The sequence below is a fragment of the Aquibacillus saliphilus genome (assembly GCF_020404745.1).
Classification (GTDB): domain Bacteria; phylum Bacillota; class Bacilli; order Bacillales; family Amphibacillaceae; genus Aquibacillus; species Aquibacillus saliphilus.
The window spans coordinates 1-22,161 of record NZ_JAIZAP010000010.1; the positions used below are offsets into that span (position 1 = coordinate 1).

Genomic DNA, 22,161 nt, shown 5'->3' on the forward strand with positions numbered 1-22,161 from the left:
GATGAGACTTCCCATCATTTTAAATGAGTAAGATCCCTCAGAGACGATGAGGTTGATAGGTTCGAGGTGGAAGCGTGGTGACACGTGTAGCTGACGAATACTAATAGATCGAGGACTTAACTAAAAATTATAAAGATTGATGTCTTGTTCTTCTTATCTAGTTTTGAAGGTGTAAATGAATTTACCCCTTGATTTTTATTGAAAAACAGGTATAATATTTGTTGTCACTAAAAATTAAAAATGCATTTGGATGTAACTCAATTAGTCTGGTGGCAATAGCGGAGAGGTCACACCTGTTCCCATGCCGAACACAGTAGTTAAGCTCTCCAGCGCCCATGGTAGTTGGGGCTTTGCCCCTGCGAGAGTAGGACGCCGCCAGGCATATATCCATTCCACAGTAGCTCAGTGGTAGAGCTATCGGCTGTTAACCGATCGGTCGTAGGTTCGAATCCTACCTGTGGAGCCATAATGGAGAGCTGTCCGAGTGGCCGAAGGAGCACGATTGGAATTCGTGTAAACTGCTAACGTGGTTTCGAGGGTTCGAATCCCTCGCTCTCCGCCACTTTTAAATATATCGGCCCGTTGGTCAAGTGGTTAAGACACCGCCCTTTCACGGCGGTATCACGGGTTCGAATCCCGTACGGGTCACCAATTTAATATGGAGGATTAGCTCAGCTGGGAGAGCACCTGCCTTACAAGCAGGGGGTCGTAGGTTCGAGCCCTACATCCTCCACCATTTAAATTATTATTGTAGGTTATTCCCACATTATCGCGGGGTGGAGCAGTCTGGTAGCTCGTCGGGCTCATAACCCGAAGGTCGCAGGTTCAAATCCTGCCCCCGCAACCAAAAAAAATTGGTCCGGTAGTTCAGTTGGTTAGAATGCCTGCCTGTCACGCAGGAGGTCGCGGGTTCGAGTCCCGTCCGGACCGCCACTTTTTTATATATCGTAACAATTATGGCTTGGTAGCTCAGTCGGTAGAGCAACGGACTGAAAATCCGTGTGTCGGCGGTTCGATTCCGTCCCGAGCCACCACTTTTAAATAGTGGAGGGATAGCGAAGTTGGCCAAACGCGGCGGACTGTAAATCCGCTCCCATCGGGTTCGTAGGTTCGAGTCCTACTCCCTCCACCATTTATTTTCTCATATATTTTAGTTTTTTAATTATCATAGGGGTATAGTTTAAAGGTAGAACAGAGGTCTCCAAAACCTCCGGTGTGGGTTCGATTCCTACTACCCCTGTTTTTTTAATTATGGCGGTTGTGGCGAAGGGGTTAACGCACCGGATTGTGATTCCGGCATACGTGGGTTCAATTCCCATCAGCCGCCCCATGAAATTGGGCTATAGCCAAGCGGTAAGGCAACGGTTTTTGGTATCGTCACGCGCTGGTTCGAATCCAGCTAGCCCAGCCATTTTTCCTGCGGAAGTAGTTCAGTGGTAGAACATCACCTTGCCAAGGTGGGGGTCGCGGGTTCGAATCCCGTCTTCCGCTCCAAATTATGGCGGTATAGCCAAGTGGTAAGGCAGAGGTCTGCAAAACCTTTATCACCGGTTCAAATCCGGTTACCGCCTCCATATAGTATTATGCCGGTGTGGCGGAATTGGCAGACGCGCACGACTCAAAATCGTGTTCCTCTGGAGTGCCGGTTCGACCCCGGCCACCGGTACTAGATAAACGTTATTATAGCGGCGTTCTAGCGAGTTAATCCTCGTTGGAACGCCGCTATTTTTTGTTATATTTAACGTAAATTAGTCGTGCAACCATACGAGCAACCTTAGCGTCTCTTTCCGAAACTTACGGAAGGGGGCGCTATTTTTATTGACTAGACGCAAGAACGAATTACAAGGTGCTGAGTTAGACGTTATAGAAAAGACGTTGACAAGCGAAATTTTGCCATTTGATAAGGCTATGACGATATTTATTAAGGACGCTAAACGGAAGGCGTTACGCGAGTTTACGATTAAATATTACTTGCGAGAGTGTAACGATTTCAGAAACTACCTAGCGCGCGAAGAACACTCGCTCATTATTAACGAGGTCTTACGTCGTCATATTGATGAGTTTATCGAAGACATGCAACAACGGCGGCACTTGCAGACCGTAACAATAAACACGAAACTACGGGCAATCCGTACACTATTCAATTTTCTATACGATAGAAAGTTTATTTCGGAAAACCCTATGCAAAAGTATCCGCTATTAAAAGATCGTAAAGCGAACATATCAACGTTTAGTAATAAGCAATTACGGCAGTTATTCAACGCGCCAAATATGCGGACTTTCACGGGTCAACGTGACTATACGTTTATGTTGTTGTTATTAGATACGGGTATCCGATTAAACGAAGCAGCCGGGATATTGGTAGAGGACGTAAAGTTGTCGGAAGGTTCTCTATTTATCCGAAATACAAAAAACCATTTTCATAGATACGTACCGATTACGGCAAAAACAAAAGCACAGTTGAGCCGTTACTTAAAATTACGGGGTACATGCGAAACGGATCATTTATTCGTAACCATAGACGAAACGGCACTCACTAGAGCCGGCCTTCAAAAGGTTATCCCGAAGTATGGGAAACTAGCCGGAATAAAAGGCGTTCGATGTAGCGCCCATACCATCAGGCATACCTTTGCTAAGTTAGCGATTATGAACGGGGCCGGAATCTTCGAAGTCCAAAAAATACTTGGTCACTCGTCAATGGAGATGGTTCGAGTTTATGTAAATTTATTCAGTAGTGAAGTAGCAGAAAAACATAAGGGGTTTAGTCCGTTAAATAATTTTGATTTTTAGACAAAAAAAGAGTGCATGCAACGAATATAATTCGATACACACACGTACTGGTAACGTTATTGTATCGAAAAAAGAATCGGAATGCAAGGCTTATTTCGTTATATGCCTTAAACCGAACGTATATTCGTGTGATTGCGCCTCTTATAAATCGGAGGTATGAACGACATGAAATTTAGTTTTCTAATCGACAACACATCGAAATTTAAGCAGTATTCAAACTTTAAAAGCGTTAAGGACTTTAACAATAATATCGAACAACACTTAGCGGTCCATAAAGCGATGTTTACGAAATCAGAACTAATCGCATTCAAACGCCTTGTTCGCTTGTCGGTTAAGGTGCCGGGCGTTGCAACCGCAAGCAAACGATACATATTAAAAGCAATCAACGACATAGGCAACGGCTACGGCGTAAGCGAAAGCACGTTTGACCGTATGAGACGTAAAGCCGTAAAGCTAGGCATACTAAAAGTAGAAACATCGGAAAGGCACGACGGCAGCCAGTCGAGCAACGTTTGGATCTTTCAACGGGTGCAAGTGGGCGAAGTTGTCGTAAATAATAACACTAATGACACCCCCACGGAATCGGAGAAAACGCCGGAAGTGGCAACGGTAAAGGAAAAAGTTGTTTACCGATTGAAGCCCCGTAAAGCTAGTATTATTCTTAAAACTAGCAAGCATTTAAGTAATACGTATTCAAGCACGCCGTACAATCGATTCAAGACGGCGGTAATGCAATTTATAGGTAACGACAACCACAGAGCCCAGTCGACCGTATCAAAGCTATATGGCGTTTATTTAGGGCAGACAAAGGCACTACGCAAGGCATACGAGGACGACGAGTTAATGAACGTTGCTATCCGTGCAATCTATACGACTTTTAACGCTACCAAGACAAAGAAGATCCGTAATATTCCTGGATACTTTAACGGTGTTTTTGACAGCTATTTAGACGATATGTACGACGAATTAATGACGTTGAGTTAGCTCGGAGAGTTGTTGACATTTACAGTTGCGAGCGTTGTTTACGTATTGGCTTAATATTATTTATGTTTTGTGGTAATAGCACATATAGCCATAATTGAAAAGTAATCAAAAATATAAAAACTTTTTTCTTGATATAATTAAAATCTTAACAAAGATAGAGTAATATAATAGTAACGATACATATTTTGTCGAATTTTGTCGGAATTGTCCACGTAACAATATCTAAAGTTGTATTGTATAATAGAGTTTAGAGAGGGGATGGACAAGCATAGTAAAACGGAACTATAAACGAAATACTGTAGGGAGAGGATGGCGAAGTTGGTTGATACACTAAATATCGTAATCGATTTATTAATGCTAATAGTCCAGGTTGTGCTAGTGTGTGTTACCGCAGTTGCTACAATAAAAATAAAAAATGACTCCAACAGATAGTCGGAATCACTTTTTAAACAGATGTTTTGAGTCGTCCAGTTGGAGCTGGCGACTTTCTTTTTTAATTATAACAATTCATATATACGGATGTAAACAAATAGTTAACGTTGTAACTGGTGGTCCTCCTTACCAATTATTTCCTAATTATAGTAATTTAACGTCATAACGCACAAAAAATTCGACTTGTTTGTTGATTGTGGTGGCATCGGTTAACCCAGCAGTCGAAAAGCTAAACGAAATGACTAATCAATAGGACATGGCAGAAAACGAAAAGTTTACGAGTGGCTATTGGCAGTAATTCCGTTTACCCTCGGTTTCTTAAATTTTGTAAGAATTGATTGTTCGCCCGCAGGCGGTCGGTTGAAAATATGCCCCCTGGGGTTATTTTTGATGTTCAGATATACTGTATTTATACATTCCGCATACATAACGACAGTGAATCGGTTATACATTTCTTGGCGATTTCACATGTAGTAACAGACGCTAGAAACGGCGGTATATATACGATGTATAAAAACGTGCATAAATGATAATTTTCGGGTAGTTGTGAAACGTTGTTATATAAATGTTTATAAGATTGGTTAACTACCAATAACTTTGATTATGTTAACTGTTTTTGAATAATATATACAACGATATACATTGCGTCATACAGTCGGATGAATGAATACTCGGAGTCTTGGCCGTGAAATCAAACAAACGATTGCCACTTGAATGGCAAGGTTATGTTCTATCCCCTCGATGTTTCCGGTGGCTGTGCATCGTGGACGGCACGTCCGGCAAAAATTGCACCCTAACCGCCACTCATTCGCAACCCTAACATTGCATATACGTGTAATTATGTGTACGTATTTTTACGTCTATTTTTTACAAAAACTATCGACATATTATAGTAGAAAGTCGTCACAGAATACGAAAAAGAAAGATTCATGACGTGAAGTTAGCTTTACACATCAATACGAAAGAAATTTAATAAATAAAAGGTATTAACTCTTTATTTGTCGAAAGTATAAAAAAATGATAAGGGAGTTGAATGAATTTGGGGTACTTTGATGATATTGCCAATAGAAGTTATGAAGAGGATGAGATTAAAGAAATTGAAAGTGAAATAGTTTCCTTGTATCGACAATATTTACAAGAATTTAGGATGCTAGAAAGATCACCATTGTATCAAAGTAGGCATAAGGAGGCCATGGACCAGGGTATTAATGATTTCACAAATTTCTTTGAGGGAAAAGGACTAAAAACTATATTTCAAAAGCAATCTAATTTTGATAATGTTACAGTATTTGCTAAAAAAGAGGATATTGTTGCTGAACTCCAAATACATAACAATGAATTTATTCTCAATTTACCTAAGAAATTATATGAAAGTATAGTTGTAGAAGATAATAATAGTGGAACACCAAACTTCAACGGTATAGTGAGTAAAAACGGTGATATACAATTATTAAACCGTTTCGATGAAAAAGATAAACTAAGTGTCTATAAGAAAGCAGTAGAGAATATTAAAAAAGATATTCAAATAGTGCAGAAGAAAGTTGAAGATAATTATGAACCGGATTTTATTTACTATTTAGCAGAACGTCAAGATTACGTTAAAAGTATAAGAGAATTCTTGGGGATCCTTAATCAGGAATTGAAATAATCACTTAATATAGTTTCTATTTTCCAAGATACAGAGAACTTGAAGATAATATCTTTTAATTTAGTTATTTTAATGCTATTTTTATGTAAGTTTTACCTGCCGTAATTCACGGTGGTTTTTTTTTGTCGTGCAAAAGGTTCTCCGTTATTACTCCGACATGTTAACGTCCTTTTTCTTCTCTCAACGTCAGAGAATCGCCTATATTCGTAAATTTTGTGGTATTGAAAGGAAATAAAAGGGGTTTGTAGTATTTTTGTCGAAATAAGTGACAGAAGGGAGTGGATATATTGAGAGATAAGGATAGAGATACTGGTACTGAGGAGTTTATCAATTCCTTGCCGATAGTACAAACTAAGGTCTATAAGTATATGCGTTCTAAGTATGAAGAGTTAACTAATGATGGAGATAACTATGAAGTGGAATCGGTTGATTCGCTAGTGGCTCTAATGGCTAGTAAAGAATTTAGTATAACGGAAGAAGAAGCTGCAGACCTCTATATTAAAACAGAAAATCAAATTCATAAATTCCACATAAAGAGGCTATAGCAAAATTAGAATAATGCTTTGACACTCTTCGCAGGGTGTCTTTTCTATTTCGATAAGTGTTTCGTTTGTTTTCGTACTGTGCTAAAAATAATTATTTGAAATTTATAGGATGTGGTCAAATGATTGAGGTACACATATATATAGGGGTTGCTGTTGATCCTCAAAACAAAAAATCTGCCCACGCAACTTTGTTAAGGGCGTTAAAAGACGGAAAAATTGCAAAAGAAGAGCGAGTGACGGGCATAACCAATCCTGGCGCGGTAAAAGCTGCTCTTATCCAAGGCGTTATTGATTCTGTCAGAAAATTGACTAAGCCGTCTACCGTGAAAGCTTTTGCTTTGCAGCAAGGTATGGATACCTATTTTAATAAACCTGTAAGGAAACCTAATAGGTATATTTCGCAGGAACTTTGTGATGGAGCAAAAGAGATCATGAATAAAGAACATCAAATTTCATTCTCTGTTTGTTTGGACAATGATGAAGGTACAGTGATAATTAGAAGGCTGAAGAGAGAGGCAAAAAAGATACTTCTAAATGATAATGATGATAGAAAAATAGTAATAGCTAATTTATCCAATAACCTCAAAAATGTGATAATTATTGTTAGTGGACATCAATACTTTCTTGAAGATGGAAAACCAAGTTCCTATGACTATGTACTAATTGAAAGGGATACTGGAAGAACTCACAAGGACTCTTCAATGAAGATGAAAGGTGAAACTTCTAATCGTGCCATGATTATCGGGATGATGGATGCCATAAATACACTTAGAAAAGACGAGAAATACAACATCCAGATTTACACAAAAGGTTCTTGGGGATTTGTTAGCATGATAAAGAAAAAGAGTAAAGGAATTAACGGTGATCTTCTTGAAACGTTAAAGAAACTAATAGATGATAGAGAATACACAGTAGAAGCATTTGAGGACGCTAATTTAGTAAATAAGTATATTCCTTAACTAACTATCTTACTAATTACTCAGTTTGCTCAATTAAATAGAACTAATATGGAAAGCTCGATCGGTTAGCGACGGTCGTGTTTTTTTGTGTCTCACGAAACAGGTAGAAGGGCTCAATCTTATTAACATAGGATTGAGCTTTTTTGCGTTTGATGTCCCACAAATAGTGTTCGATTGGTATTAGTTAAGTAAAGAGGACGGTATTAGTTCTTAAAAAAGGAAAAACAAAAAGGGGATGTTACGAATTGATTAATCTTAATGAATCTAAAAAAGAGTTGATTGAATGGCAACAAATTGAAGCCGGCGCAACGTTTGAAATAGGTCGCATATTAAAAACGGTAAGAGACAGCGAAATTGAACGCGGAGAGTGGACGAGATGGGTTGAATCGGTCGGATACAATCCACGTACGGCACAACGCTATATACAGATATATGAACGATTTAACGGAATCCCACAAGCAGAGGGCATACCTATTAGTAAACTAACGGAATTACTTTCGTTACCTATCGAAACGGATCCGACTTCACTGTTAAGCGAAGCAAAAACGGCCACAAAAAAGGTTGTTAGGGAACGGGTGAAGGAATTTAAAGGAAAAGCAAACCCGTCGCCAGCGACGGAACAGAAGGCCAAAAGAAGTCGTAAGCAGTCAAGTTCGTCGAAGATAAAGAGTGCTGTAGAGGCGTTGCAAAATCTGACCGAATTTTTTACGGAAGAAATTGAATCGGATCGAGTAGGTTACGATCAGGCGATAGAGATAGGAAAACTAACAGAGTGGCAACAGGGCATAATGCAAAACGTTTACGAAACGGAAGAAGTAGATAACATCGAGTTATTAACAAGTTTATGCTCGCGTGAAGGAAACATAGACGTTATCAAACAAATAATGTACAAAGTATCCGTGATTTTATTGAAGTCACATCATATTAAAGCAAGTACAGAGGGGTACGAACTATTTGTCAAACTTTATGAGATGGACGAAACCGTTAACTACGAAGAGTTAAAGAGCCTTGTAAACGAGATTTACAGCAGATTAGACGAATTTGAACAAGAATACTCGCGTCAAAAAGAACAGGGAAGCAAAGGCAGATATGAATGGGATGACTTTTTTAGCGGTAGTAATACACAGAAAGTGAACGCCGAGAATGGTTCACCTATGAAAATACTGGACTTGTCGGAAAATGTAACACCAGCAGAAACTAAGAAACGTTACCGCCATCTAGTAAAGATATTACACCCGGATGTAGGCGGTAGTGCTTACTTATTCGACATGGTAATCAAGGCTTACGATGAACTAAAGGAATGAAACGGCTTGAAGTATGTTAGAGCAAGCCAAGGAATAGACCGTCTGCAATCATAGACCGATTGCTATTCTACTATATCGGATTGACTTTATCATACAAGTATTTCCGTTAAAGGTATTTGACAAATAGCGGCTGAATGAAATGAAGGCGCAAGGGTTTAGAGTAACGCTATATAACGATAAAAAGTGTACCTTTTCTTTTTAAGGAAGAGGCGCTATAACCACCGTCATATCAACGTTTTGAAATAATTTTAGGACGGTAACTTCCTGAAAACGTAATGAAACGGAACACGTAGCACGAACCTAAACGGATGAAAGGATGGATTGAATGACGGATGAACGCAAGGTAATAAATGTAATCGACTCGATCATGGGGAGCGGTAAAACGCAATGGGCAATACAACAGATGAACGAAGCAAGCACGCTAGACAAGTTTATCTATATAACGCCGTTTCTTGACGAGGTAGCACGTATTAAGGAAGGCGTAACCGGTCGTAGTTTCAAGGAACCGAACAACGCAAACAACGAGGGTCGCAAGTTACGTAGCTTAAAGGAACTTATCGTACAAGGGGCGGACATAGCGTCTACACACTCGCTCTTCAAGACGGCAGACGATGAACTAATCGAACTATTAACCGACAGCGGTTATAAGATAATTCTTGACGAAGTGATGGATTGTGTCGCGCCGGTAAGCGTTAAATCGTCCGACATAAGGAAGTTAGAACGAGCCGGCGACATTGAAATAAACGACGGTAAGGTGGTATGGACGGGCGACGCGGACGACAACAGCCGTTACATGGATATACGGTTAATTGCACAAGCCGGCAACCTCTTCTATTATCGCGGCAAGTTTCTAGTTTGGGCATTTCCGCCGAGTGTTTTCAACGCGGTTGACGACGTAACAGTTATGACGTATTTGTTTGATGGACAAACACAACGGTATTACTTCGACTTGTACGGTTTTACTTATAAGTATCGTTCAGTCAAGCGAGTAGGCGATCGCTACGAGTTAGCAGACTATAACGTTAAGAGTGAAAATAGGGCGGAATTATTAGCGCTGATTAACATATATGACGGCAAGATGAATGACATTGGCGAGCGTAAGAATGCGCTAGGCGTCATGTATCTAAAACGGATTAATAAGTCAGGAGAAACCGACTTTTTGAAGCAGATACAAAAAAACCTAAAGAACTACTTTCAAAATGTTGTAGAGGCGAAACGTGATGACGTTTACTACTCAACGTTAAAAGAGATTGAAGGCATTATACAACCTAGAGGATATAAAGAGCCAAAAAGGACCGCTCAACAAAAGGACACAACGCCAAAAGTCGTTATACCACATAACACAAGAGCAACCAACGACTACGCGCACAAATGGGCGCTGGCTTACGTGTTTAACCGTTACATGCAACAAGATATAAAAGTCTTCTTCCAGGACAACAAAATAAAGGTTAATGACGATTTATTGGCAGTTAGTGACTTGTTGCAGTGGATATATCGTTCACAAATCAGAAACGGAAAGGAAGTCGAGTTATATTTGCCGTCTAGTCGTATGAGAAAACTATTAAAGCAGTGGGCTAATTATGAAATATAGGCGTTAGCTAAACGCGAGGCATTTTTATTTTGGAAATTACAAAAAAATGTCCCATAAACTTTAATTGTTTTGGTATTAGTTAAGTGAAAGGGGGAATTAAAACATGAGTTACTACGAGAGAGTGGAACAAGAAACAGTCTACAATTATAGCGCGATTGACGGCGATTGGCGGATATATTCGACCTATCCGCCTCATATCCGTAAACTACTAGAATATGCAGTAATAGCAAATAAGACAACCGATGGAAGCGGTCGAGTAATTAGCGTTGACGGTAACGTAGATAAGAACCAGGTTAGGCTTTTTAGACCTCGATAACAACCGGATTATAATCCTGTTTTTCAAGGCTAAAATGTTATTTATACCTAGTACACTATCGGTGATAGAAAGGGTTAAATAATAGGGTTATAAGCCTATAAAATAACGGTAAATACGATATTCACCTTTTAATGAAGGAGTTGAGACTATGAACGGGAGGCAAACGCAGCAACGATTGAAACTAAAAAAAAACAAATGGGGGTAATTTGATGTCAAAATTTAACTGTATTTATCGAGAACACACCATCAATTATAACACGTTATCCGATAGCCGGTTGATCGGGGAATCAAAAGAAGGCGAAAGAGCGCCGTTGCTACAAGAACAACTAACGCTAACAATCGCAGACGGTCGATATCGATTAACTAATGGTAGAAACGGTGAAGTATTAAGGCAAGGATTATCGGACGGTACACCTGAAAGCATATTCGGAATTTACGATAGCGCCTCGTTAGTATTACCTAACTTGCGAGTAGTTACGGCAGACTTCGAAGGCAGTTTTGATCAATACGAATTTAAGCATGGACACGGGAGGATTGAGCGAACGAAATTAATTAAATATTTCGCCTTTACGGAAACAACCGACACGGACACGGTAATAGGGATCACGCAAAAGGCAGGAAATGGAACGGGGGCAATTTACTCGACATACTTCGATTATCCGTTAAATCGTCGGGAGAAGGCGCAAGCAATCGCAACGTTTCTCCTTCCGAAGTTGAAACCGAACGAGAGGGCGACCGTAACCGCCGTTGGGGTAACGCCAGACCAAGTAAATATAAAATATCAGGGGGTTTTACGGATATACAATGACGGCTACGAGGACAAGCACGAAGAGGCGCGCTTATTAGCGGAAGAGGCAGCAGAACATAAAGAATCGACTAGCGAGGTATTCGATGAGGCGATGTATTACCAAATCGAAGGCTTATACAGTAAGGAAGTGAACGCATGATCGAGGAAGAGGAAGTAAAACCGGATATTAACTCAGACAACTCGAATTTAAGCCGAGCACGACGTTTTCAGACCGGCAACCGGCGAGGATATCGCGCTATTGTATGGAGAAAGGTCTTAGTTCACTTAGTGAAGCCGGTCAAGAAATGGCGACCGCCAAGAGGACGGCCGTTTCATTACTCAACAGTTAAGCATGGCAAGCGCGAGAGGGGGCGAACGAGTGGGAATTTTCGGAAGGAAAGGCGAGATACAAGACGACACGGTAAAGGATAAAGGGGTAGTAATTGGCACCGTAACGATCAAGCGAGAAAACAGACAGAATCGCAGTGTTAAGGCGGTTGTCGTGGAATGCGCTACAAGTGAAGAGTTATTCAAGGTAACGTATAAATCGAACAAGAGTGATGTCTTCACCTATAACGTAGCGTGCGAGTACATTCATAAGTTTATCAAAGATAATGATTATGTATTAACGGGCGACATAACAAGCGTAGGCGTAGATTTACCAAGTATTACAACTATAAGCAAGCGAACAAGATAAACAAAAAAACTAAAGGGAGATTGATTTTTAATGACAAAAGTATTTTTAACTGAATCAGTAACAACTGTAGGTAATAGATATAAAGGTAATGAGATTTATGACTTAGAGGGCACGGAACTACAAAGCACACTAGACACAGGTTATGCTTATAAATTCGATGTACCGGAAATCAACCAGTACAGCAAAAATGTATCAAGTGCAGTCAGTAAGTTTAAGAAGGAAGTTAAGAAATTAGACGAAAGTACTGATCCGCGCTACAAAGATGTTGACTTTAAAAACGAAGCTATCGAAAAGTTAAAGGCAGAGTTAAAGACCGAAGTTGACCGGACGCAAGCGGACTATAAGGAGATGTTAGATTCAATTAGAGAAGAGGCAGCGCAAGAAGTCGCAAACGCAGACGTGCACATCTCAGAAAATGACAGTAGACAAGCGAGTATTCGCGCCAAGCAATTAGCGAGCGAGGTTTTACTCGGGCAAGGCGCGGACGCATTAGACCAATTAGCGGAAGATATGAAGCATATGAGTGCCGGACGTAGACAAGCGTTGTCGTTAGAGTTACCGCAAGTTATGCAAGCGGTCAAAGGTGACGAAAAGTTGGAAAGTCGAGTTAAAAGTATATACACACAATCCAAAGGAGGTTATACCGAAGAAGTTATATTTGCGAAAGGAGTTAAAGCCTTGCCGGATAGTTGTACGTTAGCATACGACCAAACAACGATGATTAACCCACACTTCACAAAAGAAAATCGTTCGAATATCCACGGAAAATAATTAGATGTTACACGCTGCGATGAAAGCGATCGGATACGCTGGAGCAGTGAGTTATACCCGTGTTCAAGCCGGCGTGGACGGTTCGCCCGAACAATAACCCGTCAAAATACCACAATACAAAGGGGATTATTATATTATGAATTTAACAACCAATATTGAAATGAACGACTTTAACAAGACACAAACTCGAGGAGGCTATCGCTCACTAGCAGCAAAGACAGTCTATGATAACGGAAGAGAATTAAACTATTCGACCGTCGTTAGCACGGACATAATTAGCTTTATCGAAGAGGCGTTACAAGATATCGTTCAAAAGTCAGTAACCAATGGCGAAGATCCTCACGACATAACAGTGAACTTGCCGGTTACGTTAAGCGCCGGGATCAAAACGAGCCTATCCGATAAATACCAGGCGGATACTAAAGTTAATTCGATCACGTTTGCGTAAAGGGGGAAAGTCAATGAACAGACCGAATCAAGTACAAGCGTTCAACGAATATAACAGAGTGGTATTCACAACGGAAGAGTACGCACAGTTTATCAAGGCGGTCAAGCAGGAGAACGGCGAGGTTACGAACTCATTCACCATGACTAACGGGCAAGGCTTGTCGGTACAGTACCGTTTGCCTGCCATAAATAAATAGCACGAAGTATTGCGGTGCGCTAGTTAAGTTCGCGCGCAACCAACTCTATAATTACGGGCAGCCTTGACGAGGGTTGTCCGGCTTTTTTTTGCCTAATAATACAGAGATTGCGAATGATTATCTTTCAACAATCGGGCCATATAATTGAATAAAAGAAGGGATTATCCGTAAGCAGGTCAAGAAAAATCGCCAGACTTTTTATTTGAAAATATGATATGCTTGATAAAACAATTTCTTAAACCTGCCTCCAAGAGTTCTGCCACGGATGGTGGGGTAAAGGAGAGAGAGGGATTAAACTTGACGAGGAATGCAACAAACAAATTATTACATAAAGCAAAAAAATCAAAAAGTGATGAATTTTATACACGATATATTGATATCCAGAAAGAGATTGAAGCATATTTAGAATACAATCCTGATGTATTTAGAGGTAAAGTTGTGTATTGCAACTGCGATGACCCATTCGAGAGCAATTTTTTTCGTTATTTCGTTCTAAACTTTGAAAGAATTGGTTTAAAACAGCTTATTACGACCAGTTACAAACCTTCGCCTGTTGCGAATACCCAACTGGAATTATTCGGTAATGACGAGACTCTTACAAAATCAAAAGGCCGTCCAAAAATAACAGCCAACAAATTTATTATTAATGAAGTTGGTGACATAGATGGCGATAGTGAATTTAACTTGAAGGATGTAGCATTACAGCTAAAGGAAAATAAGCGAAATGAATGGACACCGTTAAACGGTGATGGCGATTTTCGCAGTGATGAGTCCATATCGTTATTAAAACAATCTGACATTGTAGTAACAAATCCACCATTTAGTCTGTTTCGTGAGTATATAAAACAACTTGTTGCTTATGATAAAAAATTTTTAATCATAAGCAATATTAATGCCATTACTTATAAAGAAGTTTTTCCTCTAATTAAAGAAAATAGAATTTGGTTGGGTACTGGAATGGGTAGGTGGATTTCTGGTTTTATTGTGCCTGAATCATATGAATTATATGGAACAGAAGCTCAAATTGATGAAGAAGGGAATCGAATCGTTGCCACTAACAACTGTCTATGGTTTACTAATTTAGATCACGGCAAGAGACACCAATCATTACCACTAATGACCATGAATGAAAATATTAAGTTCAGTTCTCATAAGAGTATTAAGGGAAAAGAGTACAAAAAATATGATAATTTCGATGCAATTGAAGTTCCTTATACTAATGCTATTCCAAAAGATTATGAAGGCGTGATGGGGGTACCAATTACCTTTTTAGATAAATACAACCCTGATCAGTTTGAGATAATTGGTTGTTCTTATGACTATGGAAGACCTGCTGGTTGGGATAAGAATATTAATATGTCAGTTTCTGTGGAAGGCGTAAATGTTTATAAAAGAATTTTAATTAAACATAAAAAATAGGAGGTGTAACATAATGCAAACAACATTAAGAACAGATATTACAGTAAAGGATATATGTGAAGGTTTTGTTTACAATCAGCTTGAGGGAAGAGGACTGTTTGGGCTTTCAGGGAAGCTTGTCATACAGCCGGAATACCAAAGAAATTATATTTATGCTTCTGATAATAGTAAAAGGGAGATTGCTGTTATTGAATCAATACTGAAAGGCTACCCAATTGGTTTAATATATTTTAATAAAGTTAGTAATGATAATTTTGAAGTCCTAGATGGACAACAGCGTATTACAAGTCTGGGTCGTTTCGTTACAAATAAATTTGCTATTAAAGATGAGAACGGTATGGAACAAACTTTTGGCGGTTTAGCCTTAGATAAAAAAGCTAAGATTCTAAAAGCACCCCTTCTAATCTATGAATGTGAGGGGACGGAAAGTGAAATAAAAGAATGGTTTAAAACAATCAATATCGTTGGTATTCCTCTTAATAATCAGGAACTACTCAATGCTGTACATTCTGGTCCTTTTGTTACTCTTTGTAAACAAGAATTTAGCAATAGCCAGAATGCAAATATTCAAAAGTGGAGTGCTTATATAAAAGGAAGTGTTAATCGGCAGGATTTTTTAGAATGTGCTCTTGACTGGGTGAGCAAAGGGAATATTGGCGAGTATATGACCCGACATCGCTTTGAAGAAAACATTAATGAATTAAAAACTTATTTTAATACGGTTATTGATTGGGTTTCTGGCGTATTTATAGATGTTGAAGATGAAATGAAGGGTTTAGAATGGGGTAGACTTTATGAAGCGCATCATAGTAAATCGTATAATCCAATAAAAGTTTCTGAAGAAGTGAGGGAACTTTACGGAGATCCATATATTAAAAAACGTAAAGGAGTTTTTGAGTACATTCTTGGCGGTTCCTTAGATACAAAATTACTTGATGTACGAGTTTTTGATGAAGCTACAAAAAAAAGTATTTATTCGAAACAGAAAGTAGAAGCAGAAAAAAAAGGTAATTCAAACTGCCCACTTTGTGCGATAGGTCATGATTCGAATAAAAACAAAATCTGGAAACTCAAAGAAATGGATGCCGATCATGTTACTGCATGGAGTAGAGGTGGTGCAACAGATGCTAAAAACTGTCAGATGTTATGCAAAACTCACAACCGTGCAAAAGGAAATAAATAATTTTCCGTTGAAAACTCCATACAACGAAATTAGTTACGGAAAGACGTACATAGTATCGTTCATTGCGAAATCAGGCCTTGTCTTATCCTAATACATAACGTATAATAGCGTACAAAGGAAAGAGGACGTAAGGTCATACGACTAACTACGCTAGTTTTTCCGCTATATGTACGTTTAAATGAACGGTAGCAACCAACGGGCAACCTTCCGAGTTAATAGCGATATTTGGAACGACTCAAAATCGTGTTCCTCTGGAGTGCCGGTTCGACCCCGGCCACCGGTATCTTATAAACGCTTGCCAATGCGATGAAATCAACGTTTCTTACACTTTGTAAGGAACGTTTTTATTTATCTGAAATACGATTCTTATAAAAAGGCTCTATACTGAATGTGGTGGTATTCAAATGCATATGATTTTCACATTTGTAATACATTATTGTAGCAAAGGTGTTTCATTAAATAAAAAATATTTCTTCTTGAACTACTATCATGACATTCCCTCAGTCATATTTGTTTAGTCTAAATTAATCTTTATAGATGTTTTCAAAAACTTTGTTTGACTGTAGCCATCGATGCTCAAATAATTCGGTACAACATCATCCTCCGTTTCAGGATGCAATGATACTTGGTGTACGGTTGTACATACGAGGCTGTTCCAATTCATTGATACGGAAAAGGTACTCCTCGAAAGGATAATGATTTCCTTGTTTATCTACAATTACGCCTGTTGCTTGACTGCTACTGCCGCGACTAGATTCGCCTGCGATTCGAAAGTCTAATGCTTCATATAGTCTATCTTTCTTTAATTCCGTTGTAACTCTTAGCGTCGTTGGATCTCCAATACTGATTTGATCAATTGAAATGTCGGTACCAAGATATTCAAATGTCTGACTTTCTCTTTCAATATCAATATGTCAAGGGAGGACTATGCAATTGTAACCGTCAAGTAGTTTGAACACTTTCTGCTTGAAAAAGAGATTCCGATATTTAATTCTGTGACTTGATCTATCAAAATGGATGATTTCAGAACGGTGGAGAAGGCGATCTAAAATCGCCGTTGTTATTTCTTGATCACCTAATAACTCTCCCCATTCCTCTGGTTCTTTATTTGTTGTTAACCAAAGGAACGTCAAGATCTATCAGCTTCACAAATTTCAGGTTGGCTAGAAGAGCGCTGCTCTATTACCGAAGTTGGTGACAGCACTGTTCGGACTTATGTCAGAGAATTACGGGAAAAATACCATATACCTAAAACAGCTACATTCCGTAGTTACGAAGCAGTGGAAGAATTACTAAAGGTTCTCGATAAATTATTACGGGTATTAACTATACACGACTATCTGCGATATCTAATCTTTATCTTTTATAACTTCTTTTCTTGTCTGCACCGGTGAGATACCATGTATTTTTTTATATACTTTTGAGAAATAGCTATAGTCAAAATAGGAAATTTCTTCAGCAATTGCTCGAATAGACATCTTAGATTCCCGTAACAAACGTTTTGCGAGATTCATTTTTTCTTGTTGTATGTATTGCGTTAGAGTTAATCCCATTTCTTGTTTGAATTGATTAGATAGAACAGAAGAATTAATATTTATAATTTTAGCAATAGTAGAAAGTGAGGTAGGTTCATTAAGCATATTTTGACATATTTGTAATGCTCTTCGGATAATAAAACTATTATTGGAATAGTCGTTTATATTCACCATCCTGCAACATTCTGCAATAATCTCGTCGGCAATCGCTCCAAACTCTGATCGATTATGACACCGCTGAATTTTATACTCAAATTGTGTAGATGATTTTTTTATTAATCCATAAGGGACATGCTTTTCCAAAAGAGTATCCTCACATCTAATCAGAAGTTCAAATAAGGATCGTTTCCATTTTGATGCTGATTCTTCTTCATATTGAGATTGTAGATTTTCTAATATCTGAAACGATTTGATTGCTTCGTGAGTTTTACCTTTTTTAAGGTTTATCAGCAATGATCGTTTTTTTTCTGCAAAATCCTCCAAGTATTCTTTTGCAAAGAAATCAAACACTTCAGGGTTATAATTTATTTCTTTCAATCTATCATTAGAAAAGTCATAGAATAAAATCGGTACTTCTTTTTCTACTAGATTTTCTAGCAATAATTGAACATTATGCAATAGTTTCGATACATTTACACATGGAAGTTGATTAAAATAATTACGTATAATGTCTTGCGATTGTCGTGGAAAACGATTTTTTTTAATGATTTCTATTATTGCCTGTTCTGAATGCTTATTTGTCAAAAAGGGACCTATAAGCAGGATACTGTCAGATAAGCGTGCAGGTAATCGAAATGCGATATTTTGATATCCTATTAAGCTTTTTGCCAAAAAAATTTGAGATTCTTCTATTACATTCAATCGTTTACTGATGGATAGTTCTTGCTGGTCGTTTAAATAAGGCCAAATGATCTTCCGAAAGTTAAGGTCAACATCGGTGTATGTGCTATAAGGGTAATGTACGGTCTTTATTTTTATACCAAAATTGCTTATTAGTAGCTTATTTGTTAACTCTAACTTTCTAGCTATTTGTTCTTCCACTTAATCACCCCTTTAAAAAAAGTAACCGTTTTCAAAAATAATACCATTCACACAAAAATTTAACAATAATATATTTTTAATCAATAGTACAATGAAACCCATTAGGAGGTAATTCAATCTTACAACATATGTACAGTAAATCCCTGAAGTAAACTTGATTTGAAATAGAACTCCTTTTAGATAATTGATTGTTTGAAGCAAATCTAACGGAATTAGGAGGAATGAGTAGGATGGCAGAATTACAAAGTGCAATAAGTAATGTGGAAACAGCTGCAAAACGTCCATTTGGTGTTAGGGATAAACTTGGGTACATGTTTGGGAATTTCGGTAACGATTTCACTTTTCAATTAGCATCTATCTATCTAATGGTCTTCTATACAAAGGTTTTTGGACTAAGTGCAGGTATTGTCGGAACCTTATTTTTGGTTGCAAGATCTCTTGATGCGTTTACTGATATAGGTGTTGGAACCATTGTAGACAGATTAAAAGGTGGGAAGAAGGGAAAGTTTCTACCTTGGATTAAATATCTCGCTATTCCAATAGGTATAGCAAGTATTTTTATGTATAACATCTTTATAGTGGATTGGTCTTATGCAACAAAAGTGATTTATGCATTTATAACTTACCTAATTTGGGGAAGTGTTTTTTATACTGCCATCAATATTCCATACGGTTCTATGGCAGCTGTTATCTCACAGAAAGCTGAAGATCGAGCTAGTTTATCAACATTCCGTACTATAGGTTCTTTAATAACGGGTTTATTTGTTGGAGTGGTAGTTCCACTCTTTATTTACTCAACAGATAGCACTGGAAATAGCATCGTAGATGGAAATAATTTTTTTATGGTTGCGGTCCTATTTGGAATAGTTGGCACTATTAGTTATTTTGCTTGTTACAAGTTATGCACAGAGAGAGTTACCATAACGAAAGAACAAGAACAGAAAAACATAGATAGTAAAGTATTAGTAGATTTAAAGGAACTTTTCAAGGATCGAGCATTCGTTATTGTTGTTGTAAATACACTTTTTGCTCTAATTGCATCACTGGTTACTGGTACGTTAAATCAATATATTTTCCTAGATTACTTCGGCAATACAGCACTTCTTCCACTTGTGAGCCTGACACAGATCGTAGGAATGATAGCGATGGCTCCGTTAGCAAGGATTATTACAAAAAGGTTTGGAAAAAAAGAAGCTGGGACAGTTGGTCTAATCATATGTGGTGTGATTTTTATTTTAACTGTTCTCGTAGGACAAGGTTATCCGTGGTTGTTTATTATTCTACGGGTTCTAGCAAGTTTTGGACTAGGTTATTACACCATGGTTAGTTGGGCATTTATTACGGATGTTATTGATAGCTTCCTAATTAAAACTGGAAAAAGAAAAGATGGAACGGTTTATTCTGTGTACTCCTTTACTCGAAAATTAGGGCAAGCGCTTGCTGGAGGTATTGGTGGTTGGGCATTAGCATGGATTGGCTACGATTCATTAGCAACAGTTCAAACCGAATCCGTTCAAAATGGAATTTTCTTAGTTTCAAATTTATTACCAGGAATTTTATATATAGCAGGTGCAGTTTTATTATTTACTCTTTATCCATTGTCTAAAGCAAAAGTTAAAGAAAATGAAGCAATTATTGAGGCAATGCAAAAATAAAAGTGTTTTAATTATTAAAGCAGATAACCATCGATTCTTCCGTTGTTTAGAATCACATACTACTTGGAGGTAGACATAATGGTGAATTTAAAAGCAAAACCTTATTACTTAGATGATGAGGGTGTTAAATGGGTAGAAGAAACAATTTCGAAAATGACTATTAATGAAAAAATTGGCCAACTATTTATCGATCGAGGTGGGCATGATGAAGAATCATTGAGAAATATTTCAGAGAATTATAGATTTGGTGGGACTCGGTATCATCCAAGTTCAAGTGAACAAGTGCTAAAACAAAATCGCTTTTTACAAGAAAATAGCAAAATACCTATGTTAATAGCTGCCAATACAGAATCTGGTGGGAATGGTGCTTTTAGTGATGGAACTTATATTGGCAATCAAACTAAAATAGGTGCAACAAGGGATGTCGACTATGCTTATGAAATGGGACGTATTTCAGGAATTGAATCAGCTGTGGTTGGGTGTAATTGGTCTTTTGCACCAGTAGTAGATATTCAAAAGAATTGGAGAAATGCAGTAATCTCAAATAGAGTTTTTGCTGATAATCCGGAACTGGTACTGGAAATGAGTAAAGCGTTTATGAAGGGAATGGGGGAAAGTGGTGTCGCGTGCGCGATGAAGCATTTTCCAGGTGACGGAATTGACGAAAGAGATCAACATTTAAGTAATTCAGTCAATGACCTTTCATGTGATGAGTGGGATAGTACATTTGGTAAGGTATATGAAGGAATGATAGATGCTGGGGTGCATTCTATAATGGCTGGGCATATCATGCTACCCGCATACAGTCGTAATTTTAATGCTCAATTGACAGATGAAGATATGCTTCCGGCTACACTTTCAAAAGAACTTATTACCGATTTGTTGAAAGTTAAATTAGGTTTTAACGGCATGGTCATAACGGATGCAAGTCAAATGATTGGATTCACCTCTGCCATAAAACGAAGCGAGCTCCTACCAGCCTCTATTGCAGCTGGGTGTGACATGTTTTTGTTCTTGAATAACCAGGAAGAAGATTTCGGCTACATGATTGACGGTTATAATAGCGGTGTTATCACAGATGAACGTCTTCATGATGCACTACAACGTATATTGGGGATTAAGGCGTCACTTGGTCTCCACAAAAAAGAAAAGAAAGAGATAGTACCATGGAAAGAAGGATTGAACGTTATTGGTAGTAAAGAGTTTACAGAGATTGCAAAGGAAATTTCCGATAAGTCTATTACCCTTGTGAAAGATGTTGGCGTTAGTCCGCTTCCATTAACTATAGAAAAGCACAAACGTGTTTTACTTGTTCCACAAAAAGGTTTTGAGAATCCGTTAGTTCAGTTTTTCATTGGTAATAAAGGAAGGCCTGCTATTGAAATGATTAAGGAGGAATTAACCAAAGCTGGCTTTGAAGTAACGATTTATCAGTCGGAATTTGAAAAACTATTAGACTTACCAAAGGAAGAAATGTTACAAAAATTCCAGCAGCTCTTTGGGAATAAAATGACAGTAGCTAAATTAACTGAACCATATGATTTAGTTATCCATGTTGCAGATGTTAATAGCCTTGGCCAACAAGTACAGCGGATTAATTTTCAAATGGGCTATGATACACCTGATATCCCATGGTATGTTCACGAAATTCCGACAATCTTTGTTTCTGTTAACAGTCCATTTCATCTAGTTGATGTTGCGAGAGTAAAAACGTATATCAACACATACGACAATAAAGAACATACGATGATTGCCTTAGTAAAAAAACTTATTGGTGAATCTGATTTCAAAGGTGAAAGTCCAGTGGATGCTTTCTGTGGTTTGAGTGATACACGTGTTTAATTTAGAAATTTAATCTTC

At 38.1% G+C, this 22,161-nt stretch carries 18 protein-coding genes, 14 tRNA genes, 2 rRNA genes and 1 pseudogene; 33 read left to right on the plus strand and 2 right to left on the minus strand.

The genetic code is table 11. The annotated features are described in order from the left end of the window. From LD272_RS11295 to LD272_RS11445, 31 genes are all read left to right on the plus strand, one after another. Window positions 1–124 (plus strand): 23S ribosomal RNA (locus tag LD272_RS11295); the annotation flags it as partial. Window positions 125–265: 141 nt separating this feature from the next. Further along, window positions 266–381: ribosomal RNA gene (gene rrf, locus LD272_RS11300) — 5S ribosomal RNA — on the plus strand. A gap of 10 nt (window positions 382–391) precedes the next feature. After that, a tRNA-Asn gene (locus tag LD272_RS11305) sits at window positions 392–466 on the plus strand. A gap of 4 nt (window positions 467–470) precedes the next feature. Continuing rightward, window positions 471–562 (plus strand) — tRNA-Ser (locus LD272_RS11310). Window positions 563–576: 14 nt separating this feature from the next. Then, window positions 577–651 (plus strand) — tRNA-Glu (locus tag LD272_RS11315). 9 nt (window positions 652–660) lie between these two features. Further along, a tRNA-Val gene (locus tag LD272_RS11320) sits at window positions 661–736 on the plus strand. A gap of 34 nt (window positions 737–770) precedes the next feature. After that, window positions 771–847: transfer RNA gene (locus tag LD272_RS11325), tRNA-Met, on the plus strand. 9 nt (window positions 848–856) lie between these two features. Beyond that, window positions 857–933 (plus strand) — tRNA-Asp (locus tag LD272_RS11330). Window positions 934–958: 25 nt separating this feature from the next. Further along, window positions 959–1,034, plus strand: a tRNA-Phe gene (locus tag LD272_RS11335). Between the two features lie 12 nt (window positions 1,035–1,046). Continuing rightward, window positions 1,047–1,132 (plus strand) — tRNA-Tyr (locus LD272_RS11340). 37 nt (window positions 1,133–1,169) lie between these two features. Beyond that, window positions 1,170–1,240, plus strand: a tRNA-Trp gene (locus LD272_RS11345). A gap of 14 nt (window positions 1,241–1,254) precedes the next feature. After that, window positions 1,255–1,330 (plus strand) — tRNA-His (locus LD272_RS11350). Between the two features lie 6 nt (window positions 1,331–1,336). Then, window positions 1,337–1,411, plus strand: a tRNA-Gln gene (locus LD272_RS11355). Window positions 1,412–1,419: 8 nt separating this feature from the next. Further along, window positions 1,420–1,494: transfer RNA gene (locus LD272_RS11360), tRNA-Gly, on the plus strand. A 6-nt stretch (window positions 1,495–1,500) separates the two neighbouring features. Beyond that, window positions 1,501–1,574, plus strand: a tRNA-Cys gene (locus tag LD272_RS11365). Window positions 1,575–1,585: 11 nt separating this feature from the next. Further along, window positions 1,586–1,666: transfer RNA gene (locus LD272_RS11370), tRNA-Leu, on the plus strand. A 152-nt stretch (window positions 1,667–1,818) separates the two neighbouring features. Beyond that, the gene (locus tag LD272_RS11375) at window positions 1,819–2,790 is read left to right on the plus strand and encodes a tyrosine-type recombinase/integrase (protein WP_226036728.1); all 972 of its coding nucleotides are present in this window, start codon (window positions 1,819–1,821) and stop codon (window positions 2,788–2,790) included. A 600-nt stretch (window positions 2,791–3,390) separates the two neighbouring features. Next, window positions 3,391–3,774 (plus strand): hypothetical protein, encoded by a 384-nt coding sequence (locus LD272_RS11380; RefSeq protein WP_226036729.1) that lies wholly within the window; start codon window positions 3,391–3,393, stop codon window positions 3,772–3,774. A 1,471-nt stretch (window positions 3,775–5,245) separates the two neighbouring features. Next, a complete protein-coding gene (locus LD272_RS11385; protein ID WP_226036730.1) occupies window positions 5,246–5,854 on the plus strand; it encodes a hypothetical protein in 609 nt (202 codons plus the stop codon). A 287-nt stretch (window positions 5,855–6,141) separates the two neighbouring features. After that, window positions 6,142–6,399 carry a hypothetical protein gene (locus tag LD272_RS11390; protein WP_226036731.1) on the plus strand — a complete coding sequence of 86 codons (258 nt, stop codon included), beginning with the start codon at window positions 6,142–6,144 and terminating at the stop codon, window positions 6,397–6,399. A 119-nt stretch (window positions 6,400–6,518) separates the two neighbouring features. Further along, window positions 6,519–7,358: a hypothetical protein gene (locus LD272_RS11395; RefSeq protein WP_226036732.1), complete on the plus strand. Its 840-nt coding sequence runs from the start codon at window positions 6,519–6,521 to the stop codon at window positions 7,356–7,358. 245 nt (window positions 7,359–7,603) lie between these two features. After that, window positions 7,604–8,662: a DUF3102 domain-containing protein gene (locus LD272_RS11400; RefSeq protein ID WP_226036733.1), complete on the plus strand. Its 1,059-nt coding sequence runs from the start codon at window positions 7,604–7,606 to the stop codon at window positions 8,660–8,662. Between the two features lie 325 nt (window positions 8,663–8,987). Next, on the plus strand, window positions 8,988–10,253 hold the full coding sequence (locus tag LD272_RS11405; protein WP_226036734.1) for a YonV family putative phage-derived protein: 1,266 nt from the start codon (window positions 8,988–8,990) through the stop codon (window positions 10,251–10,253). Between the two features lie 103 nt (window positions 10,254–10,356). Further along, window positions 10,357–10,569 carry a hypothetical protein gene (locus LD272_RS11410; RefSeq protein ID WP_226036735.1) on the plus strand — a complete coding sequence of 71 codons (213 nt, stop codon included), beginning with the start codon at window positions 10,357–10,359 and terminating at the stop codon, window positions 10,567–10,569. Window positions 10,570–10,778: 209 nt separating this feature from the next. Next, window positions 10,779–11,516: a hypothetical protein gene (locus LD272_RS11415; protein ID WP_226036736.1), complete on the plus strand. Its 738-nt coding sequence runs from the start codon at window positions 10,779–10,781 to the stop codon at window positions 11,514–11,516. A gap of 219 nt (window positions 11,517–11,735) precedes the next feature. Beyond that, a complete protein-coding gene (locus LD272_RS11420) occupies window positions 11,736–12,053 on the plus strand; it encodes a hypothetical protein (RefSeq protein WP_226036737.1) in 318 nt (105 codons plus the stop codon). A gap of 30 nt (window positions 12,054–12,083) precedes the next feature. Next, on the plus strand, window positions 12,084–12,824 hold the full coding sequence (locus tag LD272_RS11425; protein ID WP_226036738.1) for a hypothetical protein: 741 nt from the start codon (window positions 12,084–12,086) through the stop codon (window positions 12,822–12,824). A 136-nt stretch (window positions 12,825–12,960) separates the two neighbouring features. After that, window positions 12,961–13,272 carry a hypothetical protein gene (locus LD272_RS11430; RefSeq protein ID WP_226036739.1) on the plus strand — a complete coding sequence of 104 codons (312 nt, stop codon included), beginning with the start codon at window positions 12,961–12,963 and terminating at the stop codon, window positions 13,270–13,272. A 13-nt stretch (window positions 13,273–13,285) separates the two neighbouring features. Further along, a complete protein-coding gene (locus LD272_RS11435) occupies window positions 13,286–13,468 on the plus strand; it encodes a hypothetical protein (protein WP_226036740.1) in 183 nt (60 codons plus the stop codon). Between the two features lie 297 nt (window positions 13,469–13,765). Beyond that, window positions 13,766–14,887, plus strand: coding sequence for an adenine-specific methyltransferase EcoRI family protein (locus LD272_RS11440; protein WP_226036741.1), 1,122 nt, complete (start codon window positions 13,766–13,768; stop codon window positions 14,885–14,887). A 13-nt stretch (window positions 14,888–14,900) separates the two neighbouring features. After that, entirely contained in the window at window positions 14,901–16,070 is a 1,170-nt protein-coding gene (locus LD272_RS11445; RefSeq protein WP_226036742.1) for an HNH endonuclease family protein, read from the plus strand. A 914-nt stretch (window positions 16,071–16,984) separates the two neighbouring features. Here the strand turns inward: LD272_RS11445 and LD272_RS11450 are convergent. Next, a pseudogene (locus tag LD272_RS11450) lies at window positions 16,985–17,188 on the minus strand (ATP-binding protein); the annotation flags it as partial. 231 nt (window positions 17,189–17,419) lie between these two features. Then, window positions 17,420–18,646 carry an AraC family transcriptional regulator gene (locus LD272_RS21635; protein ID WP_226036743.1) on the minus strand — a complete coding sequence of 409 codons (1,227 nt, stop codon included), beginning with the start codon at window positions 18,644–18,646 and terminating at the stop codon, window positions 17,420–17,422. Between the two features lie 230 nt (window positions 18,647–18,876). On the opposite strand from LD272_RS21635, the gene LD272_RS11460 reads away from it, so the two are divergent. Then, a complete protein-coding gene (locus LD272_RS11460; protein WP_226036744.1) occupies window positions 18,877–20,301 on the plus strand; it encodes an MFS transporter in 1,425 nt (474 codons plus the stop codon). Between the two features lie 78 nt (window positions 20,302–20,379). Beyond that, window positions 20,380–22,143 (plus strand): glycoside hydrolase family 3 protein, encoded by a 1,764-nt coding sequence (locus tag LD272_RS11465; RefSeq protein ID WP_226036745.1) that lies wholly within the window; start codon window positions 20,380–20,382, stop codon window positions 22,141–22,143. Window positions 22,144–22,161: the final 18 nt, after the last annotated feature.